General features: G+C 62.9%; 23 protein-coding genes and 1 tRNA gene. 9 read left to right on the top strand and 15 right to left on the bottom strand.

The window, feature by feature from the left end; translation table 11 throughout:
* Window positions 1-29: 29 nt before the first annotated feature.
* A complete protein-coding gene (locus tag FJ930_RS06410) occupies window positions 30-2,309 on the bottom strand; it encodes an exopolysaccharide transport family protein (protein WP_141836082.1) in 2,280 nt (759 codons plus the stop codon).
* A gap of 265 nt (window positions 2,310-2,574) precedes the next feature.
* On the opposite strand from FJ930_RS06410, the gene FJ930_RS06415 reads away from it, so the two are divergent.
* The 5 genes from FJ930_RS06415 (at window position 2,575) to FJ930_RS06435 (ending at window position 7,300) form a co-directional block, all read left to right on the top strand.
* Complete coding sequence (locus FJ930_RS06415) at window positions 2,575-3,138, top strand: polysaccharide biosynthesis/export family protein (protein WP_140738641.1); 564 nt, start codon at window positions 2,575-2,577, stop codon at window positions 3,136-3,138.
* A gap of 10 nt (window positions 3,139-3,148) precedes the next feature.
* A complete protein-coding gene (locus tag FJ930_RS06420) occupies window positions 3,149-4,279 on the top strand; it encodes a glycosyltransferase (RefSeq protein WP_141836085.1) in 1,131 nt (376 codons plus the stop codon).
* Between the two features lie 86 nt (window positions 4,280-4,365).
* Window positions 4,366-5,901, top strand: coding sequence for an undecaprenyl-phosphate glucose phosphotransferase (locus tag FJ930_RS06425; RefSeq protein ID WP_141836088.1), 1,536 nt, complete (start codon window positions 4,366-4,368; stop codon window positions 5,899-5,901).
* Window positions 5,898-7,169, top strand: a complete 1,272-nt coding sequence (locus FJ930_RS06430; protein WP_141836091.1) for an O-antigen ligase family protein — start codon at window positions 5,898-5,900, stop codon at window positions 7,167-7,169. The genes FJ930_RS06425 and FJ930_RS06430 overlap by 4 nt, the downstream gene beginning before the upstream one ends.
* A 54-nt stretch (window positions 7,170-7,223) precedes the next feature.
* A tRNA-Pro gene (locus tag FJ930_RS06435) sits at window positions 7,224-7,300 on the top strand.
* A 107-nt stretch (window positions 7,301-7,407) separates the two neighbouring features.
* Here the strand turns inward: FJ930_RS06435 and FJ930_RS06440 are convergent.
* Together FJ930_RS06440 and FJ930_RS06445 are read right to left on the bottom strand one after the other, a co-directional pair.
* Entirely contained in the window at window positions 7,408-7,869 is a 462-nt protein-coding gene (locus tag FJ930_RS06440) for a YbaK/EbsC family protein (protein ID WP_140738629.1), read from the bottom strand.
* Window positions 7,870-8,054: 185 nt separating this feature from the next.
* On the bottom strand, window positions 8,055-8,339 hold the full coding sequence (locus FJ930_RS06445) for a helix-turn-helix transcriptional regulator (RefSeq protein ID WP_140738626.1): 285 nt from the start codon (window positions 8,337-8,339) through the stop codon (window positions 8,055-8,057).
* A gap of 346 nt (window positions 8,340-8,685) precedes the next feature.
* Between FJ930_RS06445 and FJ930_RS06450 the strand changes: the two genes are divergently transcribed.
* Window positions 8,686-8,877, top strand: a complete 192-nt coding sequence (locus tag FJ930_RS06450) for a hypothetical protein (protein WP_140738623.1) — start codon at window positions 8,686-8,688, stop codon at window positions 8,875-8,877.
* 261 nt (window positions 8,878-9,138) lie between these two features.
* On the top strand, window positions 9,139-10,113 hold the full coding sequence (locus FJ930_RS06455) for an ATP-grasp fold amidoligase family protein (RefSeq protein WP_140738620.1): 975 nt from the start codon (window positions 9,139-9,141) through the stop codon (window positions 10,111-10,113).
* 120 nt (window positions 10,114-10,233) lie between these two features.
* Here FJ930_RS06455 and FJ930_RS06460 read toward each other — a convergent pair whose 3' ends face one another.
* The 7 genes from FJ930_RS06460 to FJ930_RS06490 form a co-directional block, all read right to left on the bottom strand.
* Window positions 10,234-10,536 carry a hypothetical protein gene (locus FJ930_RS06460; protein WP_141836511.1) on the bottom strand — a complete coding sequence of 101 codons (303 nt, stop codon included), beginning with the start codon at window positions 10,534-10,536 and terminating at the stop codon, window positions 10,234-10,236.
* Window positions 10,537-10,627: 91 nt separating this feature from the next.
* Entirely contained in the window at window positions 10,628-11,167 is a 540-nt protein-coding gene (locus tag FJ930_RS06465) for a MerR family transcriptional regulator (protein WP_013895974.1), read from the bottom strand.
* Between the two features lie 215 nt (window positions 11,168-11,382).
* Window positions 11,383-11,706 (bottom strand): integration host factor subunit alpha, encoded by a 324-nt coding sequence (locus FJ930_RS06470; protein ID WP_010915609.1) that lies wholly within the window; start codon window positions 11,704-11,706, stop codon window positions 11,383-11,385.
* Between the two features lie 101 nt (window positions 11,707-11,807).
* Window positions 11,808-12,779, bottom strand: coding sequence for a beta-ketoacyl-ACP synthase III (locus tag FJ930_RS06475; protein WP_141836094.1), 972 nt, complete (start codon window positions 12,777-12,779; stop codon window positions 11,808-11,810).
* A 9-nt stretch (window positions 12,780-12,788) separates the two neighbouring features.
* Window positions 12,789-13,859: a phosphate acyltransferase PlsX gene (gene plsX, locus FJ930_RS06480; RefSeq protein ID WP_141836097.1), complete on the bottom strand. Its 1,071-nt coding sequence runs from the start codon at window positions 13,857-13,859 to the stop codon at window positions 12,789-12,791.
* 113 nt (window positions 13,860-13,972) lie between these two features.
* Window positions 13,973-14,521 (bottom strand): DUF177 domain-containing protein, encoded by a 549-nt coding sequence (locus tag FJ930_RS06485; protein ID WP_141836100.1) that lies wholly within the window; start codon window positions 14,519-14,521, stop codon window positions 13,973-13,975.
* Window positions 14,518-15,066: a ubiquinol-cytochrome C chaperone family protein gene (locus FJ930_RS06490; protein WP_141836103.1), complete on the bottom strand. Its 549-nt coding sequence runs from the start codon at window positions 15,064-15,066 to the stop codon at window positions 14,518-14,520. Before FJ930_RS06490 ends, FJ930_RS06485 begins: the two co-directional genes overlap by 4 nt.
* A gap of 114 nt (window positions 15,067-15,180) precedes the next feature.
* Between FJ930_RS06490 and FJ930_RS06495 the strand changes: the two genes are divergently transcribed.
* Window positions 15,181-15,696 (top strand): outer membrane protein assembly factor BamE, encoded by a 516-nt coding sequence (locus FJ930_RS06495; RefSeq protein WP_140609557.1) that lies wholly within the window; start codon window positions 15,181-15,183, stop codon window positions 15,694-15,696.
* Between the two features lie 162 nt (window positions 15,697-15,858).
* A complete protein-coding gene (locus tag FJ930_RS06500) occupies window positions 15,859-16,083 on the top strand; it encodes a hypothetical protein (protein ID WP_181763293.1) in 225 nt (74 codons plus the stop codon).
* A gap of 79 nt (window positions 16,084-16,162) precedes the next feature.
* On the opposite strand, the gene FJ930_RS06505 is transcribed toward FJ930_RS06500, so the two are convergent.
* The 5 genes from FJ930_RS06505 to FJ930_RS06530 form a co-directional block, all read right to left on the bottom strand.
* The gene (locus tag FJ930_RS06505; RefSeq protein ID WP_140738599.1) at window positions 16,163-18,304 is read right to left on the bottom strand and encodes a sodium-translocating pyrophosphatase; all 2,142 of its coding nucleotides are present in this window, start codon (window positions 18,302-18,304) and stop codon (window positions 16,163-16,165) included.
* Between the two features lie 239 nt (window positions 18,305-18,543).
* Window positions 18,544-19,293, bottom strand: coding sequence for an ABC transporter permease (locus tag FJ930_RS06510; protein WP_140738596.1), 750 nt, complete (start codon window positions 19,291-19,293; stop codon window positions 18,544-18,546).
* A complete protein-coding gene (locus FJ930_RS06515; RefSeq protein WP_141836106.1) occupies window positions 19,290-20,228 on the bottom strand; it encodes an ABC transporter ATP-binding protein in 939 nt (312 codons plus the stop codon). The genes FJ930_RS06510 and FJ930_RS06515 overlap by 4 nt, the downstream gene beginning before the upstream one ends.
* Window positions 20,225-21,388: an ABC transporter permease gene (locus FJ930_RS06520; protein ID WP_141836109.1), complete on the bottom strand. Its 1,164-nt coding sequence runs from the start codon at window positions 21,386-21,388 to the stop codon at window positions 20,225-20,227. Before FJ930_RS06520 ends, FJ930_RS06515 begins: the two co-directional genes overlap by 4 nt.
* A gap of 312 nt (window positions 21,389-21,700) precedes the next feature.
* Window positions 21,701-22,612, bottom strand: coding sequence for an ABC transporter substrate-binding protein (locus FJ930_RS06530; protein WP_140738584.1), 912 nt, complete (start codon window positions 22,610-22,612; stop codon window positions 21,701-21,703).
* Window positions 22,613-22,711 lie beyond the last annotated feature (99 nt).

Below are 22,711 nucleotides of genomic sequence, written 5' to 3' on the forward strand. Positions count from 1 at the left end.
AATGAGCAAGCCTCCGAACGGCTGTTCTTTCAAGCCGCGGAGCGCCGACCCGGCGTGCCCGGCGGTTCGTGACCGAGCGGCGTCACCAGCGTCAGGTCGGGATAGCCGTTCTCGATCAGCTTGACGGCGGCTCGCGTCACTTCGTCGTCCGGCTCGAGCATGGACAGGAACACCTCGGTGGCATCGCTGCCCAGGCGGCTTATGCCTTGCGCGTCGGCCGGTCCGCATTCGACCACCACCAGGTCGTAGGCCGTGGTCAGCGACTGCATGATGATCGGCAGCCGGTCGGCGGCACGCATGGCGCGGACCGGGTCGGCGGTGCCGACGGGAATGACGTGGCAGTCGGAGTAGAGGTCGGCATGGATCACGTCGCTGAACTGCGCCTGCGAGGCGAGCAGATCGGTAATGCCCGGGAAAAGCCCGCTGTCGAGCATCGGCCGCGAGGCGGCGCCTGAGGCCGTGAGGTCGAGCAGCAGGACGCGCAGGCCGGCGTCGGACACCTCGCGCGCCACCAGGATCGCCGACGCGGCCGCCTCGTCGCCTTCGGGCGAAACGAATATGGCGCGCGCGGCCCCGCTCGCGATCAGCTTTTCAGCGGCCTTCTCGATGTCGATCTCGCCAAGCACGGAGCGTGGCCGCTGGATCTCCGTGACAGGCTCGGCCTCAGCCATAGGCTTGGCCTCAGCCACCGGCGCGGCCCCGGCGACAGGGGCGGCATGGGCGGCAGACTCTGCCTCCACAGCTGGCTGGGGCTGCGCGATCATCTCCGCCATGACCCTTTCGGGCAATGGCGCTTCGGCGGGACGATTGGCGAGCTCGCGGGCGACAGGCGGTTCCAGGCGAGAAGATGGTTCCTGATGGACAGGCGGTGGCATCGGCACTTCGTCGATCGGCACAAAACGGGCTCCGGTGGCCGGGCGCATGGCTCGGCCCGAGAAGAGCTCCCGCAACAGCGTGAACACCGCCGCCAGCAGAAGCGAGGCCGCTGCGGCAGCACCAACGATTGGCCCGATCTTGGGAAAATATGGCTCGGCGGGCACCGAGGCCGGCGAGACGATGCGGGCATCGACCGGGACATAGTTGCGATCCTGACGCGAAGCCGCCTCGCGGTAGTTGGTCAGGTAGAGTTCGAGCTGCTGGCGTTTGGCGGCGGCATCGCGCTGCAACGCGTCGAGGCCGACCTGCTGTTCGCCAGCCTGTGCCGAAGCCGCTTTCAGCGTGTTGACGTCGGCGACGAGCTGGTTTTCGCGCGCCTTGGCCGCGTCCGCCTGCATCACAAGGCCCTTCATGACTTTCTGGGCTTCGCTGCGGATCTGCGCGTCGAGATCGGCCAATTGCGATTTCGCGGCGCGGATGCGCGGATGATTGTCGAGCAGTGTCGTCGACATATCGGCGATGTTGGCGCGCAGCTCGACCTGCCGCTCACGCAGGCGCTGGATCAGGTCGGACGACAGCACTTCCGGCAGCGAATCCAGCGAGCCGCCGTTCTGCAGCGCCTTGCGCACACTGTCGGCGGTGCCTTCGGCCGCGGCGCGGTTGGCCCGCACCCGGGACAATTCGGTCGACAGCTCGGCCAGTTGCTGGGTGGCCAGAACGGAATTGTTGCCGCCGATCAGGAGATCGGACTGGGCGCGGTAGGCCGCAACCTTGGCCTCGGCGTCCTTGACCTGCTTCGAGAGGTCGGCGATCTCGGGCGCCAGAAAGTCGGCGGCGGCAGTGTTCGATTCGCGCTTGGCCGCACCTTGCCCCGCAATATAGGCGGCGGCAATGGCATCGGGAATGGCGGCGGCGAGCTTGGGATCCTCCGAGGAGAACTCGATGGCAATGATGCGAGTCTTTTCAACACCATAGACGTTGAGCTTCTCACGCATCTTCTTCAGGACACGCTCGTCGGCCGGAACGTCCATCGGGTCGTTTTTCAAGCCAAGCAGGATCAGCACGCGGCTCAGGGAGGACATATTGATCGTTTCGTCGAACTCAGGCAGCCGCGACAGGCCGAGCTTCTGCGCCACCTGCTTCAGGATCTCGTTGGACGAAATTATCTGGACCTGGGTGGCAACGCCTTGCTCGTCGAGGATCGGCTTATCGCCGTCCGTGTTGCCGGCCGGACGCGTGTAGACGGATTCACGCGGGACGATCTCCACTTGCGTCTGGGCCTTGTAATGCCGGGTCGCAAGCGAAGCGAACCCGAACGCCACTCCCGTCACCACCAGAACGAAGACCAGGATGCGCAACCAGTTCCTCGCAAGGCTGGCAAAGAGCTGCCTGAGATCAACATCGACATCTGCGGCCGCGGACTGAACGGACATGCATCCCTACTCCGAAACTGGGTCGGGATACACCGTAAACAACTATGGTAACTCAGCGGTTAAGATCACGGTAAGTTTTGGTTAGGATTTACGCGCGAGCGGCAAGAAAAACGACAAAACCAGCAAACAAGGCGAAATTCTCGCCGGCGCGAGCGGTATCAGCCAGCGCCTTTACCGGCCATTAACCCTAACAGGATGATAACGAGCCCGATCCCAGATGTTTGCTGCGCTGCGGCAGCGGCCAGTCGAAGGTACGTATCCGGTCATGAAAAGCACTGCTACCCTCTTTCGCGCACTGCTTGCCGTATCGATGCTTGCCGGCTGCTCCAGCTACCGGCCGACACCGGCAGCCTTCCACGAAGTCCTCGACCAGCCGTACCGCCTCGGGGCCGGCGACCGTGTCCGTGTCACGGTGTTCGAGCAGGACGGGCTGACCAATACCTACAGTGTGGACCAGTCCGGCTACATCTCCTTCCCGCTCGTCGGCGTGATACCGGCCCGCGGCCACACCGCGCAGCAGATGGAAAAGGCGATCGCCGACAAGTTGCGGCAAGGCTATCTGCGCGACCCCGACGTCTCGGTCGAGATCGATCGCTACAGGCCGATCTTCGTCATGGGCGAGGTGGGCGCCGCCGGCCAGTATTCCTACGTACCCGGCCTGACCGTGCAGAAGGCCATCGCCATTGCCGGCGGCTTCACGCCGCGCGCCAATCAGGAAAGCGTCGACATCACCCGCGACATCAACGGCAAGGTGATTACCGGCCGTGTGGTCACCTCGGACCCGCTGCTGCCCGGAGATACCGTCTACGTTCGTGAACGCCTGTTCTGAATGACACCACGTGGCGGACAAGCTCAGGATCGTCCACTGCTTTCGTTCACCCGTCGGGGGAATTTTCCGGCATGTGCGCGATTTGACGGAAGCGCAGGTCGCCGCCGGTCACATGGTCGGTATCGTCTGCGATTCGACCACGGGCGGCGAATTCGAGGAGCGTCTGTTCGCGCAAATGAAGGAGATGCTGGCGCTCGGCATCCATCGCACGCCAATGCAGCGCCATGTCGGCCCGGGCGACCTCGCCTCTGCCAGACGCACCTACAGGATCATCAAGGAATTGCGGCCGGACGTGCTGCACGGGCACGGCGCCAAGGGTGGCGCCTATGCCCGTCTGTTCGGCTCACTGTTGCGGGTATCAAGGTCTCGCGTAGCCCGCCTTTATTCGCCGCATGGCGGCTCCCTCCATTATGACGAGAACACAGCCACCGGAAAGCTGTTCTTCGCGATCGAGCGCTTCATGGCGCGCTTCACCGATTGCCTGCTGTTCGTCTCCGATTATGAGCGGCGGACCTATCGCAGGAAAGTGGGCGAACCGCCGATCCCGAACACGTTGGTCTACAATGGACTTCGCGCCGCCGAATTCGAACCAGTGATCACCAACGCCGATGTGGCGGACCTGCTCTACATCGGCATGATGCGGGACCTAAAGGGGCCAGACATCTTCATCGATGCCCTGGCCACCGCCGGCCCTCGGCTCGGCCGCGCATTGAGCGCGGTGATGGTCGGCGACGGCGACGACCTGCCGCGCTACCACGCGCAGGTGAAGCGCCTGGGGCTGCAAGACAATGTCCGCTTCCTGCCGCCGATGCCGGCCAGGGAGGCCTTCGCGCTGGCGGCGCTCGTCGTCGTTCCTTCGCGTGCCGAGGCCATGCCCTATATCGTGCTGGAGGCCCTTGCGGGGGCAAGGCCGATGATCGCGACCGCCGTCGGCGGCATACCGGAGATTTTTGGTGCCGCCTCCCCTACCCTGATCCGGCCCGATGCGGTCGAACTTGCCGGCAAGATAAGCCAGGCGCTGGCCGACCTTGCCGCCTATCGCGAATTGATGCCCGACGGTTCCGGCCTCAGGGCGCGTTTCGGCGCCGACGTCATGGCCGCCGACATCGAGAAAGCCTACTTCGCGGCGCTCGACAGGTAGTCCGAGCCGTTCCAAAGCCATGCGTTGTTTCAAGGGTTTCTTAGCTCTCCTTTGCTATTCCCCAAGGAAAGCTTGCGGACTGTCCCATGAACGAGATCGACCCCGCGCGCCGCTTTTCACCCGAAGCGGTCCGTAAATTCGACGACCCGACCGACGGCGACGCGTCCGGCGGCATGAACGACGTTGCCCGGCAGGTCGCCACGCAGTACCGGCGCGATACGATGTCGCCGATCATGGTCAGCGGCGTCCTGCGCATGGTCGAATTCGCGGTGCTGTTCCTTTCGGGGCTCTGCGTCTATTTCTACTATGTCGGGTTCTTCAACTATCTCGCCTGGCAATATCCGGTGACGATTGCCGCCGCATCGTTCCTCGCCGTGGTGCTGCTCGATGTCACCGACTGCTATCAGGTGGTCTCCCTCATGCGGCCGATCGCCAATTTCGGCCGCATCCTGCTGGCTTGGGCCGGCGCCTTCGCCCTGATGGCGTTGACAGCCTTCGCCACGAAGATGTCGGAAGATTACTCGCGCCTGCTGTTCGGGACGTGGTTCGTCGTCGGCTTTGTCTTCCTCTTCGGCCTCAGGCTAATGATGTCAAAGCTGATCCGGCGCTGGGCACGCGATGGCCGCATGGAGCGACGCGCCGTCATTGTTGGCGGCGGCAAGGCGGCGGAGATCCTGATCCGCTCGGTCGAAAAGCAGCCTTACAACGACATCCGCATCTGCGGCATCTTCGATGATCGCAGCGACAAGCGCTCGCCACCCATCGTTGCCGGCTATCCCAAGCTCGGCACCATTTCGGAACTGATCGAGTTCGCCCGCATCGCCCGCATCGACATGCTGATCGTGTCGCTGCCGCTGACCGCCGAATCGCGCGTCCTGCAATTGCTGAAGAAGCTGTGGGTCCTGCCGGTCGACATCCGGCTGTCGGCACACTCCAACGCGCTGCAGTTTCGTCCGCGCGCCTATTCCTACATCGGCTCGGTGCCGATGCTCGACATTTTCGACAAGCCGATCAACGATTGGGATTCGGTCGCCAAGCGTGCCTTCGATATCATCTTCAGCCTCATCGGCATCGTCGTGTTCCTGCCGGTGATGCTCGGCACCGCGATCGCCATCAAGCTCGACAGCAAGGGGCCGGTCCTGTTCAAGCAGAAACGGCACGGCTTCAACAATGAGGTTATCGAGGTCTATAAATTCCGCTCGATGTATACCGACAGGTCAGACCCGACCGCCAAGCAGACAGTGACCAAGAACGACCCGCGCGTCACCCGCGTCGGCCGCTTCATCCGCAAGACCTCGATCGACGAGCTGCCGCAATTCTTCAACTCGCTGCTGGGCTCGCTGTCGCTCATCGGTCCTCGTCCACATGCCATTGCCGCGCAGTCTCACAACCTTCTCTACAACGAGGTGGTCGACGGCTATTTCGCCCGCCACAAGGTCAAGCCCGGTGTCACCGGCTGGGCGCAGATCAACGGCTGGCGCGGCGAGATGGACACCAACGAAAAGATCCGCATGCGAACGGAGTACGACCTCTACTACATCGAAAACTGGTCGTTGCTGTTCGATTTGCGGATCCTGTTCCTGACCCCGATCCGGCTGCTCAATACGGAAAACGCCTATTGAGCGCGATCAGCCATGATTTGCCGCGCGCCGCGGTCAACGCCAAACTGATCACGCTGATTTCCTCGGGCGCGGTGGTGGTCGGCATGCTGCTGTCCGGCTTCGTCATCAGCGAGCCGGCCCCTTATGAAATCTACATGGCCGGGCTGATCGCCGTTTGGGCCCTTTTCGGCCTGAGGATCTCCCGCGCCGCCACCCCACTGCTGGTGCTTCTGGTGACGATGAACATCGGCGGCATGATCTCGATGACGCAGATGGCTGATCTCGCCAACACGCCGCTCTATCTCGCCGTATCGCTGTTTCTCGCCTTCAGCGCCGTGTTCTTCGCATCGGTTGTCGCCACGCAGCCAAACCTCTACCGTCTGATCTTCATTGCCTATGTCGTCTCGGCGGTGGCAACGTCGCTGCTTGGCATAGCAGGCTATTTCCACGCCTTTCCCGGCGCGGAAATCTTCACCAAGTACGACCGCGCCGCCGGCGCCTTCCAGGACCCGAACGTGTTCGGACCGTTCCTGGTGCTGCCGGGCATCTATCTGCTCTATCTGCTCCTGACGGGCCCGGTGTCGCGCATGCCGTTGCTGGCGATACCGTTGCTGATCATCGCGGCCGGCATCTTCTTCTCCTTCTCGCGCGGCGCCTGGGGCATGTTTGCCGTCTCCGCTGTGCTGCTCACCGGCTGCCTGTTCCTGCAGAGCAACAGCGGCATGTTCCGGCTGCGCGTGGTGATCATGACCATTGCCGCACTTTCGCTGCTGGCCATCGCCATCATCGTCATCTTGCAGCTGCCCGGCGTGGCGGAGATGTTCTCCAACCGCGCGCACCTCGAACAGAGCTATGACACCGCCCGCCTCGGCCGCTTCGCCCGCTATACGATCGGTTTCCAGATGGCGATGGAGCGTCCTTTCGGCATCGGACCACTGGTCTTCGGCAAGCTCTTCGGCGAGGACACGCATGACATCTGGCTGAAGATGCTGATGGACTATGGCTGGCTCGGCTTCGTGTCTTTCCTGACGCTCGTCCTCTGGACCCTGGCAGCCGGGTTCCGCATCCTTCTGCGCGACCGGCCGTGGCAACCCTATCTGTTGTGCGCCTATGTCGCCTTCATCGGCAATACCGGGCTCGGCACCTTCATCGACATCGATCACTGGCGCCACGTCTACCTGCTGCTCGGCTTGATCTGGGGCGCCATCGCGCTCGAATACCGCCATCAGCGGCTGCTGCGGCCGGCATTGCAGAGGCCAAGAGCCATCGTATCCACGCCGCCACGATAAACGCCGAATTTCGGTTGACCCGAGCAGGGTTATCACGATACATCGCGACCGGTCCGGAGTGTAGCGCAGCCCGGTAGCGCACTTGACTGGGGGTCAAGGGGTCGTCGGTTCGAATCCGGCCACTCCGACCATTTTGAAGCAGGACTTGCCCCCGAAGTCCGCCCGGCCAGATCGGCCGATTCTCAAACCGCCTCTTTCCTTTGCCTTGCTGGTTTCAGCTCCGGCTTGGATACGGCCTCTAACCCTGGCACACATCGACCCATTCGGCGCCGACTAGGTCCGCCATGCGCCGCGGCTCAATCCGTACCGCAGCGTTGGTGGCGCCGGCGGCCGGCACGACCTCGCCGAATTCGCGCAGCGACACGTCGCAGTAGACCGGCAGCGGCGACGGCAGGCCGAACGGGCAGACGCCACCCACCGGGTGGCTTGTCGCCTCGACGACCTCTTCGGCATCCAGCATGCGGGGCTTGCCGCCGAACTGGTCCTTGAACTTGCGGTTATCCAGCCTGGCGATGCCGCTGGTCACGATGAGCATGGTCCGTTCCGCGACGCGAAGACAGATCGTCTTGGCGATCTGCGCCGGCAACACACCATGCGCCTGCGCCGCCAGCGTCACCGTCGCCGAACTCGCTTCCGTGACGATGACCTCGATGTCCGGCGCATGCGCGGCGAAGAAGGCACGAACAGATTCCAGGCTCATATCAGAAGACCCACAGCTCAAAACCCAATGCACAGCGGACCAATCGGCAACAGATCTGGATGCCGTGGGTATAAACACGTGCGATCGGCAAGTCGGCAAGCCCGGCTGCTGGAGAACGCTGCGGCATCAACAAGAAACCCGCCAAGCGGGCCTAGCGGGTTTCTTGGGCATGCCTGTTGCTGATTCTATGCCAGGGGCCGACCTTGTGCGGCCGGTGCCGGCGCAGCGGAAACAATCACAGCGTCCTGGGGCAGTTGAAGCGCGGACGCAATACGACGCAGCTTCGCCGGGTCGGCCGCCCTGCCGCTCTCGATGTCCTCGATCTCGTCGACCGACAGGCCGCAGGTCAGCGACAGCTCTTCCACGCTGTAACCGCGGGTTTCCCGCATCGCCTTGAGGGTGCTGTAAATTGGCCCGATCTCATTGGCTAACGGTTCGGAAAGGGCATGTTCTTTTGCATTGTGGGGCATTGGCAACTCCGGTGGCTGAAAGAGTTTGATCAAAATGGATGTTGCCTGAGACGAGCAGGAAGATGCCCGCTCGTCAGCGATTTGCCAAGAGCCAAACGGGCCGTCACACTATCGTGAACCCCACACCTCGCAAGCGCATCTGCGCGTGCGTAGCCAAACAGCCGACTAAGGCAGCTTGCAGCCCGTGCCATGGCGGTGATGGAGACTCGGTCGGCCAGAAACAGTTCAGAAACAAAATTCTACAATCGGGAAATACTGACGAAAAAATTCGGGAGCGTAATTCCATTCGCGGCGGTCGGGTTATCGACCCGATTTAGATCTGCCTGCCAAAAGAAGGAAACGATCCATGAAGAAGTCCCTCCTCTCGGCCCTCGGGCTTGCAGTTGCCCTCGCTTTCACGGCGCCGGTCATCGGTGCGACGAGCGCGGATGCGGCCCCCATGGCAAAGCATCATCACCATCGCCACCACCATCGCCATCACCACTACCACTACCATCACCACCATCACACGAAGAAAATGGTGAAGAAGGCCTACTAAGCATACCAGACGACCAACGAGAAGACCGCCTTGGCTTCTTGTTCAAGGCCGGTCTTCTCTTGGTGATGCAATGCCGGGGACGACGTGAATCGGGCCTGTCGAGTTACACCGAAACCGCCAGCCCCAGGATTCCGGCGTCAATCCCGATGCCCCGACGGTAAGTGAAACCTTTCACGCAGAGCCAAATCACGATACGGCAAGGCATGTGCTGACCGGGTACGCGCACCGGGTCCGGCTTCGCCAACATGGCCAGGTATCCCGATGACGACCGCGGCCAATATTTCCTGGAAAAATCGTCTTGTCCTGTCGGTCGCGCGATTGTGGCTGACGGTTCGTCACCCTGGCCTTGTCGCGCGATTTGCCACGAAACTGGGCTATCTGCCCAATCCGGCCGCGCCCGAGCGCTACCATGAGCTGTTGCTTTGGCGAAAGATCCTCGACCGCAATCCGTTGTTCGTGACGTTGACCGACAAGCTCGCTGCCAAGGTCTATATCCGTGACACCTGCCCCGGGATCGCCATGCCAAAGACGCTCTGGTCCGGGGGCGACGCTGCCGACATCCCTGCGGATATGCTGATCGGCCCCGTTGTGGTCAAGGCAAACCATGGCTGCGCGATGAACATATTCGTATCCGACGGTGAGCCGGATCGCGCCGTCATCGTACGCAAGGCGAGACGCTGGCTCAAGAAACGCTACGGACGGCGCGACGGCGAATGGGCGTACTGGCCTGTTGATCCAACCGTCTTCGCGGAAGAGCGGCTGGCACTTTGCGGCGGAACCATTGCCACAGATATCAAGGTCCATATCTGCAGCGGGGTGATCGCCCACGTCTGGGTCGAGGATAAGACCGCCCAGCAATCGCTTCTGTTCGACCGGGAAGCCAATCCACTGCCCGGTCGCGATCCGGACTATCCCCGCGAGGACCAGGCCTTGCCGGTCAGCGCTCGGCTCATCGACTACGTTCGCCAGGCAATCTCGATCGCGCCGGGGATCGCTGGCGATCTCGATTATATCCGTATCGACTTTTTGGTCACCGACGAGCGGCTCTATGCCGGCGAGGTGGTTGTCTACACAGCCGCCGGCTACGGCACATGGACAAACCCGGCGATCACGGCGGAGATCGAGCGGCTCTGGCGGCTGGAGCAATCAGCATTCCTGCGCCGACGGCACAAGGGCGCCATGCGCCTCTATGCCGAAGCGCTCAGTGCCAGATGCCGGAGCAGCCGAGATCACTGAATCGATCAGCGCCGGCAGATCAGGGCGGCGAGGCAACCGCCTCCAAAAACGGTAATGGCCGCAGGCCAAACCGGCGCCGCCATTTTGCCTTGAACCCACATGCCAACGTCGGCGATGGTATCAGCGTCGGCTGAATAACAGGCTGGCCACCAGGCCGAGCACCACAAGGCCAACCGCCGCAGCTGCCGCCGGATGGTCGCGGGCCGATCTCTCGATCACCCTTCCCTGCCTGCGAATTGCCGGCATGGCCTCCCGCAGACGCCCGGCAAGATCGGAATATGTGTCGAGCGCGGCATCACGACTATCTTCATAGTAGGCGCCACCCCGCCTGGACACTGCCTTGCGCAACGCCGCGAGTTCCCTCGACAGCGCCGTGACTTGCTTTTCGAGATCGATGTCCGAAAGGGTCGAGAATGGTGCCATCATGCGTTTCCTTCTCTTGCAGAAGGAAACGTAACGCCTCACCCCAAAGGCGGGTTCCAGTTTCGCGGCTTCAAAGCACTTCGGGCGGCGCTCAGCGCACCTGGTCGAGCAAGCGCTTGCATTCGAGCAGGTCGAACAGCGCCTCCTGCAGCAGTGCGCGATTGTCGCGCGAGAGTTTCGAGGCGTCCGGTTGAACGGGACCCTCCTCATCGCCCTTGCCAAGGCCGAAAAAGCGGCGACTGGGCTTGACCCTTGGCTGGCCAACCAGTTCATCATCGCCGCCGCGCGGCTGCGCTGCCGGCGTCAGCGGCACCTGGTCGGCCTGCTTTCGCTGGGAAATGGCCTCGACCGCGGCCATGTCGCCATTGCCGATGGCAACCAGGAAATGATTGCCGTTTTCGCGCAGCAGCTTCTGCACGCCCTTGATGGTGTAACCCTGGTCGTAGAGCATGTGGCGGATGCCCTTGATCAACTCGACATCCTGCGGCCGGTAGTAGCGTCGGCCGCCGCCGCGCTTCATCGGCTTGATCTGGTTGAAGCGCGTTTCCCAGAAACGCAGCACATGCTGCGGCAGGTCGAGGTCTTCGGCGACCTCGCTGATGGTACGGAAGGCGTCAGGGCTCTTGTCCATGGGCGAAATCCTCACGCTGGAACGTGATCCGGAACGGTCTTCAGACGAGATCACGCTCAACAAAGAGAGAAGCTCATTCCGTTTGCGCGGAATGGATCATACGCGGAACACCAATCCGGCCATGCTGCCGAATCGGGCCTTATTTCAGCGGTTTGTGAAACAATATTCAAGCCCAACGTTATGGTGGGGCCGGTTTTTCAACCGTACAATGGACGCTACTTGCCGCCCTTGGCCTTGCTGTTCTGGTGAGAACGCAAGATGCGGTTCTTCAATACGTTGGACGACTTGAAGGTCATCACCCGGCGCGGCAGGATGGGCACCTCTTCACCGGTCTTGGGATTGCGTCCGATGCGCTCGTTCTTGGAGCGGACATGGAATGTCGCGAAGGACGACAGCTTGACCGTCTCACCGCGGACGATGGCTTCGCAGATTTCGTCCAGAACGGCTTCAACGAGTTCGGCGGATTCAGTGCGCGACAGACCAACCTTCCGGTAGACGGCCTCGGCAAGGTCGGCGCGCGTAAGTGTCTTTCCCCCCATGCGACCGTCCCATCAGCTCAAACATAAAATCGGCACAACAACGGCTGAGCCTAAGTAATTGATCCGGCAAGGTCAAGGACCGAAACCGAGCCGTTCGGCACTTACCAGCGGACCAGAACGGCACCCCATGTGAAGCCGCCGCCCATCGCTTCCAGGAGCACGAGGTCACCCTTCTTGATGCGCCCATCGGCAACGGCCACCGACAGCGCCAACGGCACCGAGGCCGCCGAGGTGTTACCGTGCAAATTGACCGTAACCACCACTTTCTGTTCGGCAATACCGAGCTTCTTGGCGGAAGCGTCAATAATTCGTTTATTGGCCTGGTGCGGCACGAACCAGTCGAGATCGTCGGCGGTGATGCCGGCGGCCGAGAAGGTCGCCTCGATGACGTCGGTGATCATGCCGACCGCATGCTTGAAGACCTCGCGGCCCTCCATCCTGAGGTGGCCGACCGTTCCCGTCGTCGATGGTCCGCCATCGACAAAAAGCTTGTCCTTGTGCGTGCCGTCGGAGCGCAGGCTGGCCGCCAGAACGCCGCGGTCGGCGATCGTGCCGCCCCCCTCGCCCGCTTCCAGCACCAGGGCACCGGCGCCGTCGCCGAACAGCACGCAGGTCGAGCGGTCGCTCCAGTCGAGAATGCGCGAGAATGTCTCGGAGCCGATCACCAACACGCGTTTGGCCAGGCCGCCGCGAATATAGAGATCGGCCGTGGTCACCGCATAGACGAAGCCCGAGCACACCGCCTGCATGTCGAAGGCAAAGCCGTGATGCATGCCGAGCCGGTCCTGGATCTCGACCGCGGTGGCCGGGAACGTGTTGTTGGGCGTCGACGTCGCCAGCACGATCAGGTCGATGTCATCTGGCGTCAACCCCGCATCGGCGAGGGCGGCGCGCGCCGCTGCCTCGCCCAGGGAAGCCGTCGTCTCGTCGTCGGCCGCGATATGGCGCTGGCGGATGCCGGTGCGCTGGGCGATCCACTCGTCCGAGGTTTCGACCATGCCTTCGAAATCGGCATTCTTCATGATGCGGCGGGGCAGCGCGGCGCCCGTGCCGCGCACGACTGATCTGATCAAAGTTCTTTCCTATTCGTTCGCGTCGCTAACGACGTCGGATTTCCGAGATGACAGGGCATGCGGGTTGCGCGCATGAAACAGGTCCAGGTCGGCCTCGATGCGGTCGATCAGATTGTTGCGCACCATGTCGTAGCCGAGCTCGATCGCCGCGGCAAAACCGTCCGAATCAGCACCGCCATGGCTTTTGACGACGATGCCGTTCAGTCCCAGGAACACGCCGCCGTTCGAGCGGCCGACATCCATCTTCTCGCGCAGGCGATCGAAAGCGCCCTTGGCGAAGACATAGCCGATCCTGGCCAGCAGGGTGCGGCTCATCGCGGCGCGCAGATAACCCGCGATCTGGCGGGCGGTGCCTTCCGCCGTCTTCAGCGCGATGTTGCCGGCAAAGCCTTCCGTCACCACCACGTCGACCGTACCCTTGCCGATATCGTCGCCTTCGACAAAGCCATGATAATTCATCGAGGCCATGTTGGCCTCGCGCAGCATGCGTCCCGCTTCCTTGACCTCTTCCTGGCCCTTGATCTCTTCCACGCCGACATTGAGCAAGCCGACGGTCGGCCGGGCAATGCCGAATACGGAGCGCGCCATGCCGGTGCCGAGAATGGCAAAATCAATGAGCTGGTGCGCATCGGCGCCGATGGTGGCGCCAACGTCGAGGACCACGCTTTCGCCACGCAATGTCGGCCACAAGGCCGCGATCGCCGGACGATCAATGGTGGCCATGGTGCGCAGGCAGAATTTCGACATTGCCATCAGCGCGCCGGTGTTGCCTGCCGAGATACAGGCGTCCGCCGTGCCCGACTTGACCGCCTCGACCGCCTTCCACATTGACGATTTCCAGCGGCCATGGCGCAGCGCCTGGCTTGGTTTGTCGTCCATCCTGACCGCGACCTCGCAGTGGAAGAATTCGCTCACCTCGGCCAGTTTGGGAAACTTGGCCAGTTCAGGACGCACCACGTCCTCACGCCCGTAGATGACGAAGCGGATGTCTGGGCGGCGGGTCGCAACCGTCATGAGCGCCGGAATGACCACGGCTGGTCCGTGATCGCCGCCCATGGCATCGATGGAAATCCTGATCACGCGGTATTCATCTCACGGTTAGGCGGCAGGTCGCTTTAGTGATCGCAAAGGTTTGGCGAAAATAGCGGTTTTGGGTTTTCACACAACCGACTTTTCCGTCGCGGGCGAGGTTTTCAGGATTTTCCCAGCAAGGACCGCAGTTTTTGCTGAAATTCGTTCTCCTCCGGTTCGGTGTCGCCACCGGCATCCAGGGACGCGCCCGGCTTGCGCGGATAGGGGTCGATCGCCAAACCGAAGTACTGCTCCGCGAGTGCCCCGACATCGATAGTGTCGCCGGAAAATGTTTCGGGACTGTCGGGCCCGTCCGCATCGAGCAGAATTTCGCCACCGCCTTCAAATCCCTGCCGTCCAAGCTTGGAGTCCTCGGGGAGCAGCAGCGCCTCGATCGGCTCGTCGATATGCGCCGCGACGGGATCGAGCGTGACGATGCAGGCTTGCGTGATGTCGGCCTCGACACGGCCGCTGACCTTCACGCCATTGCGCTTCCAGGAGGCGACCAGGAGTTCCGCGCGATAGGCTTCGACGGACACCAGCCCGTGCTCCTCGGCGAGGGCCGCGCGCTGTGTGGCGTCGGCCTCGATCACCACGGGCAGCCCTTTCTGCGGTAGCCGGGCGACATTCGCGAAAAAGGAAACCGGGCTTTGCGGATCAGCATGTTTCATCGATCGACCTCCCTGGCCAGCGGAAATGTCACCGTGCCGGAAACGATTGATTCGGACGGCTGCGCTGCCAGTTGCTTGCAGGCACCGGCGACATAGCCGGCCAATTGCGATGCTTCCGGCCAGGTGCCTGCGTCGGGCCGGATGTTGCGGGCAAGTGCCGCGGTCAAGCCGTCATGATCGTTTCTTTCCAGCGCATCATCATAGGCGGCGGTGCGGCCATAAAACATCTTGGCCAGTTTCTTCATGCGCTTCGGCACGCCGACGTCGCCAATGCCCAGTTCCCGCAGCGAATGATCGACGTCGAGAAAGAATTCGTCGATCAGCACCTGCGCGATCTCCTGCGCCACGCCGCCCTCGCCGCGCAAGCGATGCTGGAACAGGAACATGTGCAGCGAAAGCATCTCGAAACGGCCAAGCGGCGTGTCCGGAACATTCCAGTGGGAATAAAATGCAGTCTGCCGCGCCGCCGCCACGATTTGTGCGTAGAGCGCGTCGGTGATGGCGCGGTTGGTGTGGCGTTCACGGCCAAAAAGGCGCTGGAACATGGGGATGGTCTCCGGGGACCGTTTGTTGAATTGGCCTTGTTGCATCGGCAAGCAAGCTGGTTTACCGGTTTTGCGGCCCAGCGCAAGTTGCGGCGATGTAATGGAGAATTGTTGTTGCGCGCGCTGAATTTCAAGTCGACCTTCACTTCCAGGCCCGCCGGCGCGATCTCGCTGCTGCTCATGGTTTCGGCGCTCTCGGCATGCCACACGAACAAGATGATCGGCGATCTCAATCCGAGCGAGACGCTGACGCAAGGGTATGTCATCGACCAGCAGGCGGTTGATTCGGTACCGGTCGGCTCCAGCCGCGAGCAGGTGCTGCTGGCGCTTGGCACGCCGTCGACCACGGCGACCTTCGACAACGAGGCGTTCTACTACATCTCGCAGACGCGCAAGCGCTATGTCGCGTTCGACAAGCCGCACCTGGTCGACCAGCATGTGCTGGCGGTCTATTTCGGCCCGGACGGCCGCGTCACCCAGATCGCCAATTACGGCCTGAAGGACGGCAAGATCTTCGACTTCATCTCGCGCACCACCCCTACTGGCGGCAAGGACCAGAACTTCCTCAGCCAGATCATCAACGGCGCAAGCAAGCTGGCGCCCGGTATCCCCGGCGGCGGCACCCCCTGATCTTCAGTCACTGCTTCCCCCGGGAAAGCAGCAGCATCTCAGGCGACCAAAAACCCGTGGGAGCGATCTCACGGGTTTTTGTTTGGCCCGGACAGGCCGACTTGTCAGTGATGGGGCGTCCTGCGCGTGGAAATTCTTGCCGCGGCCGAGGACCCTCGACCCTTGAAGAAATCCACCTATCTGAAACGCCGGATTCTGGCCGCATGCGGCATCCATCCGAGAGCCAGGGAGTTTCGCCGCAAATACGGGCGCGGCGCCTTCGTCACGAGGCTACGTGGGATACGCGGCCTGCCGGCGATGCCTTCGCGCGAACCAGGAGTAGACGACATGCTGGCCCGCTACCGAAAACGTGCCGAGAGCAATGGAGCCAAGCCTGACGGCGGCTGAAGCACCGTGCCCGATCCCGAACCAACGAAACCCGCGGAGATCGCTCCGCGCGGGTTTCGCTTTTTTCAACAGCTCTTGCTCAGCCGTGCGCGAGCACCGCAAGCAGCAGGAGCGCCACGATGTTGGTGATCTTGATCGCCGGGTTGACCGCAGGACCCGCGGTGTCCTTGTAGGGATCGCCGACCGTGTCGCCGGTCACCGAGGCCTTGTGCGCCTCGGAGCCCTTGAGGTGCTTGACGCCGTCCTTGTCGGTGAAACCGTCCTCGAACGATTTCTTCGCATTGTCCCAGGCGCCGCCGCCCGAGGTCATCGAGATGGCCACGAACAGGCCGTTGACGATAACGCCGAGCAGCGAGGCGCCGAGTGCCGCGAAAGCGGACGCCTTCGAGCCAGAGATCAAAAGCACGCCGAAATAGACGACAAGCGGCGCCAGAACCGGCAACAGCGAGGGGATGATCATTTCCCGGATCGCCGCCTTGGTCAGGAGATCGACCGCGCGCGCATAGTTCGGCTTGGAGGTGCCGGCCATGATGCCCGGATCCTCGCGGAACTGCTTGCGTACTTCCTCGACGATCGAGCCCGCGGCACGACCGACGGCTGTCATGGCGATGCCGCCGAACAGATACGGGATCAGGCCACCAAAGATCAGACCGGCGACGACGTAAGGATTGGAGAGGTCGAAGGAGATCTCGCCCATGCCCTGGAAGTAGGGGTATTTGTCGCCATTGGCGGCAAAGAACCTCAGATCGTTCGAATAGGCGGCGAACAGCACCAGCGCGCCCAGGCCAGCCGAGCCGATGGCATAGCCTTTGGTCACCGCCTTGGTGGTGTTGCCGACCGCGTCGAGCGCGTCGGTGGAATGGCGCACTTCCTTGGGCAGGCCTGCCATTTCGGCGATGCCGCCGGCATTGTCGGTGACCGGGCCGAAGGCATCGAGCGCCACGATCATGCCGGCAAGACCGAGCATGGTGGTGACGGCGATCGCCGTTCCGAAGAGACCGCCGAGCTGATAGGTGGCGATGATGCCGCCGACGATGACGATGGCCGGCAGCGCCGTCGATTCCAGCGACACCGCGAGGCCCTGGATGACGTTGGTGCCATGGCCGGTCACCGAAGCCTGGGCGATCGAGTTGACCGGGCGCTTGTTGGTGCCGGTATAGTATTCGGTGATCACCACGATCAAACCGGTCACCACGAGGCCGATTAGGCCGCAGATGAACAGGTTCTTGCCGGTGATGGTGATGCCGGCAACCGTGCCGACCTCCCCCCAACCAAGCGTGACCGATGTGGCGACGCCAAGGCCGACGATGGACAGCAGGCCGGTGACGATCAGGCCCTTGTAGAGCGCGCCCATGATCGAGCCGTTGGAGCCGAGCTTGACGAAGAAGGTGCCGACGATCGAGGTCAGGATGCAGGCGCCGCAGATGGCCAGCGGATAGAGCATCGCCGCACCGAGCACGGCGGTGCCGCCGAAGAAGATGGCGGCGAGAACCATGGTGGCAACCACGGTCACCGCATAGGTCTCGAACAGGTCGGCGGCCATGCCGGCGCAGTCGCCGACATTGTCGCCGACATTGTCGGCGATGGTGGCCGGATTGCGCGGATCGTCCTCGGGAATCCCGGCTTCGACCTTGCCGACCAGATCGCCGCCGACATCAGCACCCTTGGTGAAGATGCCGCCGCCGAGACGGGCGAAGATCGAGATCAGCGAGGCGCCGAAGCCAAGCGCGACCAGAGAATCGATGACGACGCGGTCGTTTGGCTGAAGGCCCATGAAATGGGTGAGGATAAGATAGTAGATCGAGACGCCGAGCAGCGCCAGGCCGGCAACCAGCATGCCGGTGATGGCACCCGACTTGAAGGCTATGTCGAGACCAGCGGCGAGGCTGTTGGAGGCCGCCTGCGCCGTGCGCACATTGGCGCGGACCGAAACATGCATGCCAATGAAGCCGGCGGCGCCAGACAGAACGGCGCCGATCAGGAAGCCGATGGCGGCGGTGATCGAAAGCAGCCACCAGGCGAGCAGAAGCACCACAACGCCGACGATGGCGATGGTGGTGTACTGGCGCGCCAGATAGGCTTGCGCGCCTTCGCGAATGGCGGCGGAGATTTCCTGCATGCGTGCATTGCCCTGATCGGACGCGAGAACCGAACGTGTCGCCCAGATGGCGTAGAGGACAGAAAGCAGACCGCAGGCGATGACGGCGGAAATAATGGTCATTGCCGAATTTTCCTCGATTGTTGGCCCAAATGAACCCCTCCCTGGGCCGTTGAGACAAAGACCGGATTCCGCGCACGGAATCCACCTCTTCGCTGCGGTGTATGCGAAACAGGGCTGCGAACGTCAAGATATTGTTCGGTTTCTGCCCGGCTTTCGCCCAAAACGTCCGTACTGGACGGCGTGCGCCCTACCCGCCTTGCGGTTAGATCGATTGAAATCGATTCCGGTGATGAGGCGCGCTACTCGACGTCCCTGCCCATGCGTCGCGCCGCGTAACGCTCAACCGCCGACAGCCCGTCATAGATCAGCACGGCCAGGGCCGCCACGATCAGGCCACCCTGCAGGATGAAGGCGAGATTGTTCGACAAGAGGCCGGCGATGATCACTTCGCCCAGTGTCCTGGCGGCCACCGTCGAACCGATGGTGGCGGTGGCCAGGCTGATCACGACCGAGAGCCTGATGCCGCCCAGGATGATCGGCGCGCTGAGCGGCAGTTCGACCTTGGTGAGCCTTTGCCAGCCAGTCATGCCGGCGCCCCGCGCCGCTTCGACGACATTGGCCGGCAGCGTCGTCAGTCCGGTCAGCGCGTTCTCGAAGATCGGCAGCAGGCCGTAGAGGAACAGGGCGATCAGCGTCGGCTTCTCGCCGAAGCCGACGGCCGGTACGGCGAGCGCCAGCACCGCCACCGGTGGAAAAGTCTGGCCGATATTGACCAGGCTGCGCGACAGCGGCAGGAATTCGGCACCAGCCGGCCTGGTGACAAGGATAGCCAAGGCCACCGCGACGACGGTCGCGGCGACGGTGGCGATCAGCACGGTGCGCAGATGCAGCAGCGTCAAAGTCAGCAGGCTGCCCTGATTGTAGATCGCGGGAGCGTTGTTCTCGGTCAGCGGCTTCAGCAGCGGCTCGAACCAGCCTGGGCTGGTGACGAAGGCCACGAGCAACACCACCAGCACAAGCCTGAGCAGCAGAGGCAGCCAGGCTTTCATGCCGGCCTCGCCGCCCGCTTGACCAACCCGTCCACGGTGACACGGCCAAGCGGCTTGCCGTCGGCGCCCTTTACCGGCAACGCCGGCCGGCCCGACCACAGGAGTTCGGCCAGCGCATCGCGCTGGCTGGCATCGCCGGGGATCGCTTCGCCATCGGCAACACCGGTCTCCACCGCGTCGCGCACCCGTCCGAGCGACAGCAGCCTGAATGGCCTCTCACTGGCGCCGACCAAGGTCTCGACGAAGCTGCTGGCCGGGTTTGCCAGGATCTCGGCGGGTCTGGCATATTGCACGAGCTTGCCGGCATCCATGACGGCGATCTTGTCGCCCATGTGCACGGCTTCCTCCATGTCATGGGTGACGAGGATGATGGTGGTGCCGAAGCGCTTCTGGATCGCCAGCAGGTCTTCCTGCGCCTTGGTGCGGATGATCGGGTCGAGCGCGCCGAACGGCTCGTCCATCAACAGCACGTTGGGCTCGGCGGCGAGCGCGCGGGCCACGCCGACGCGCTGCTGCTGGCCACCGGACAATTCATGCGGATAGCGCGGCCCGAACTCCTTCGGATCGAGTTGGTAAAGTGCCATCAACTCGTCGACGCGGGCCTTGATGCGTGCCTTGTCCCAGCCAAGCAGCACCGGCACGGTGGCGATGTTCTGCGCCACGGTGCGATGAGGAAACAGGCCGTGGCCCTGGATGGCATAGCCGATGCTGCGGCGCAGTTCGTAACCGGGCACCGAGCGATTGTCGGCGCCGTCGAGCTTGATGATCCCGGCGGTTGGTTCGACCAGCCGGTTGATCATGCGAAGCAATGTCGTCTTGCCGGAGCCGGAGGTGCCGACAATGACGGCGATGGTGCGTGGCTCGATGACCATCGATACGTCGTCGACCACCGTTGTCGCGTCATAGCGCTTGGTGATGCCTTCGATCTCGATCATGCCGTTTCAACCCTGCGCTTGGTGGCGGACATTTCGATCACCGCATCGAGGATGATGGCCGCGGCGAAGGCGAGCGCTACGGTCGGCACCGCGCCAAGCAGCACCAGGTCCATCGCCGTCTGGCCGACGCCCTGGAAGACGAACACGCCAAAGCCACCGCCACCGATAAGCGCGGCGATCGTGGCAAGCCCGATATTCTGTACCAGTACGATGCGGATGCCGGTCAGGATCACCGGGAAGGCCAGCGGAAACTCGACGCCGAACAGGCGCTGGCGATCGGTCATGCCCATGCCGCGCGCCGCGTCGTTGGCGGCACGCGGCACGCCGGCGAGCCCGACCACCGTGTTGGCCACCACCGGCAGCAGTGAATAGAGGAACAGGGCGACAAAGGCGGGTGCCGTGCCGATGCCGCGAATGCCCAGCGCGGCCGCCCCCGGCACGTGCGTGGCGACCCAGCCGAGCGGCGCGATCAGCAGGCCGAACAGCGCGATCGAAGGGATGGTCTGGATGATGTTGAGGACGTTGAGCACGCCCGCTCGAAGCTTTTCGACACGATGACAGAGGATGCCGAGCGGCAGGCCGATGATGACGGCGGCGGCCAGCGAACCCAGCGCCAGCGTGACGTGCTTGGAGCCTTCGGCCCAGAAGCTGTCGGCGCGGTTGGCGTATTCCTTGAGGATGGAAAGGTCGTTCCAGCTTCCCGAGATCAAAAGCAGTCCAATCGCCACGGTGGCAACGACCAGCACGCCGATCCGGGCCCATGGCGACAAATTGAACCGCGTCAGTACGTCGGCCAGCAAAAGCGTGAAAGCGAAGATGAGAATCCAGAAACCGGAGGCCGGAGATATCCTGGCAAAAGTGTTGCCGGCCGGCGTGAGAAATGTGCCGGCGACGCCGATCAGCAGCGCAAGTGCGGCAAGTGCCGCCACGCTGGCGGCAAGGCGCAGCATGAGCGGCGTCCGCAGTAGTGCGATGAGCGCCGCCACGATCACGATTCCCAAAAGCAATGGCCCGGTCGTTGGCGGCAGCGCCTCGAGAATAGAACGCGCCTGGCCGGGGACGATGCGGTTGGCGCGGAACGTGGCGAAGGAGGCGGCGAAAGTCGCATAGGCAACGATCACTGCTATGACCACGCCGAGTTTGTCGAACCGCAGGGTCATCGATGTCCCTCAAGACAGGCGATTTTCCGCTTCCTGCGGCCTCCATCGGTGATTGGCGAAATCCGGCGTGAGATCCGATCTCCCCCCTTGCGGGGGAGATGGCCGGCAGGCCAGAGGGGGGTGTGAAGGATCGCCGGCGTTCGAGCCCTGGCGTGTCTGGAAGCAAACCTGCCAAGGAAGGCAATTGTGATGCGCCGATAGGACGGCGGGACAGCACCCCCCTCTGTCCTGCCGGACATCTCCCCCGCAAGGGGGGAGATTGGCAGCTCCGCCGACCGCACTACTTGCACCTGCGTCGCGATCTTGTGGTCGTTACTTCAAGAACCCGTTCTTCTTCAGGAAGTCCTCGGCGACGCCCTTGACCGGCTCGCCGCCGACCTGCACGCGGCCGTTCAGTTCCTGCAGCGTGACGAGGTCGAGCTTGGCGAAGACCGGCTTCAACAGGGTCTCGATCTCCGGATGCTGCTTCAGCACGGATTCGCGGATGATGGGCGCTGGCTGATAGACCGGCTGCACGCCCTTGTCGTCGTTGAGCACGACGAGGCCCGACGGCGCGATGCCGCCGTCGGTGCCGTAGACCATGGCGGCGTTGGCGCCGCTGGTCTGGTTGGCGGCCGCGGCAATGGTCGCCGCCGTATCGCCGCCCGACAGCGTGATCAGTTGCTCCGGTTTCAGCTTGAAGCCATAGGTGGTCTGGAAGGCCGGCAGGGCCGCGGCCGAGTTGACGAACTCGGCCGAAGCCGCCAACACAACCTGGCCGCCACCGGCAACATATTTGCCGAAGTCGGAAAGCGTGGCGAGCTTGTTGGTGTCGGCCACTTCCTTGCGCAGCGCGATCGCCCAGGTGTTGTTGGCCGGCGCAGGCGACAGCCAGACGATCTTGTTGGCGTCATAGTCAAGTTTCTTCGCCGTCTCATAGGCCTTGGCGGCATCCTTCCATACCGGGTCGTCAGCCTTTTCGAAGAAGAAGGCCGCGTTGCCGGTGTATTCGGGATAGATGTCGATCTCGCCGGCGGTGATCGCTTTGCGCACCACCGGCGTGCCGCCGAGCTGGATGCGGTCCGTGGTCTTGATGTTGTTGGCATTGAGAACGAGCTGGATGATGTTGCCCAGCACGCCGCCCTCGGTGTCGATCTTGGAGGAGACAACCACCTGTGCACTGGCAGAAGCCGCCGTGACGGCCAGAGCAAATGCCGCGCTGGCCAAAACCTTGACTGAAAACATTGTGAAAACCCCTTGTTATCCACCGAGATTCGGCAGCCGAATATGAGCATGGCTCGAACGGCCCGTCGGGGCATACGGTTTCATAACAACCGGCACAGG

It is taken from the genome of Mesorhizobium sp. B2-4-15, assembly GCF_006658505.1.
Classification (GTDB): domain Bacteria; phylum Pseudomonadota; class Alphaproteobacteria; order Rhizobiales; family Rhizobiaceae; genus Mesorhizobium.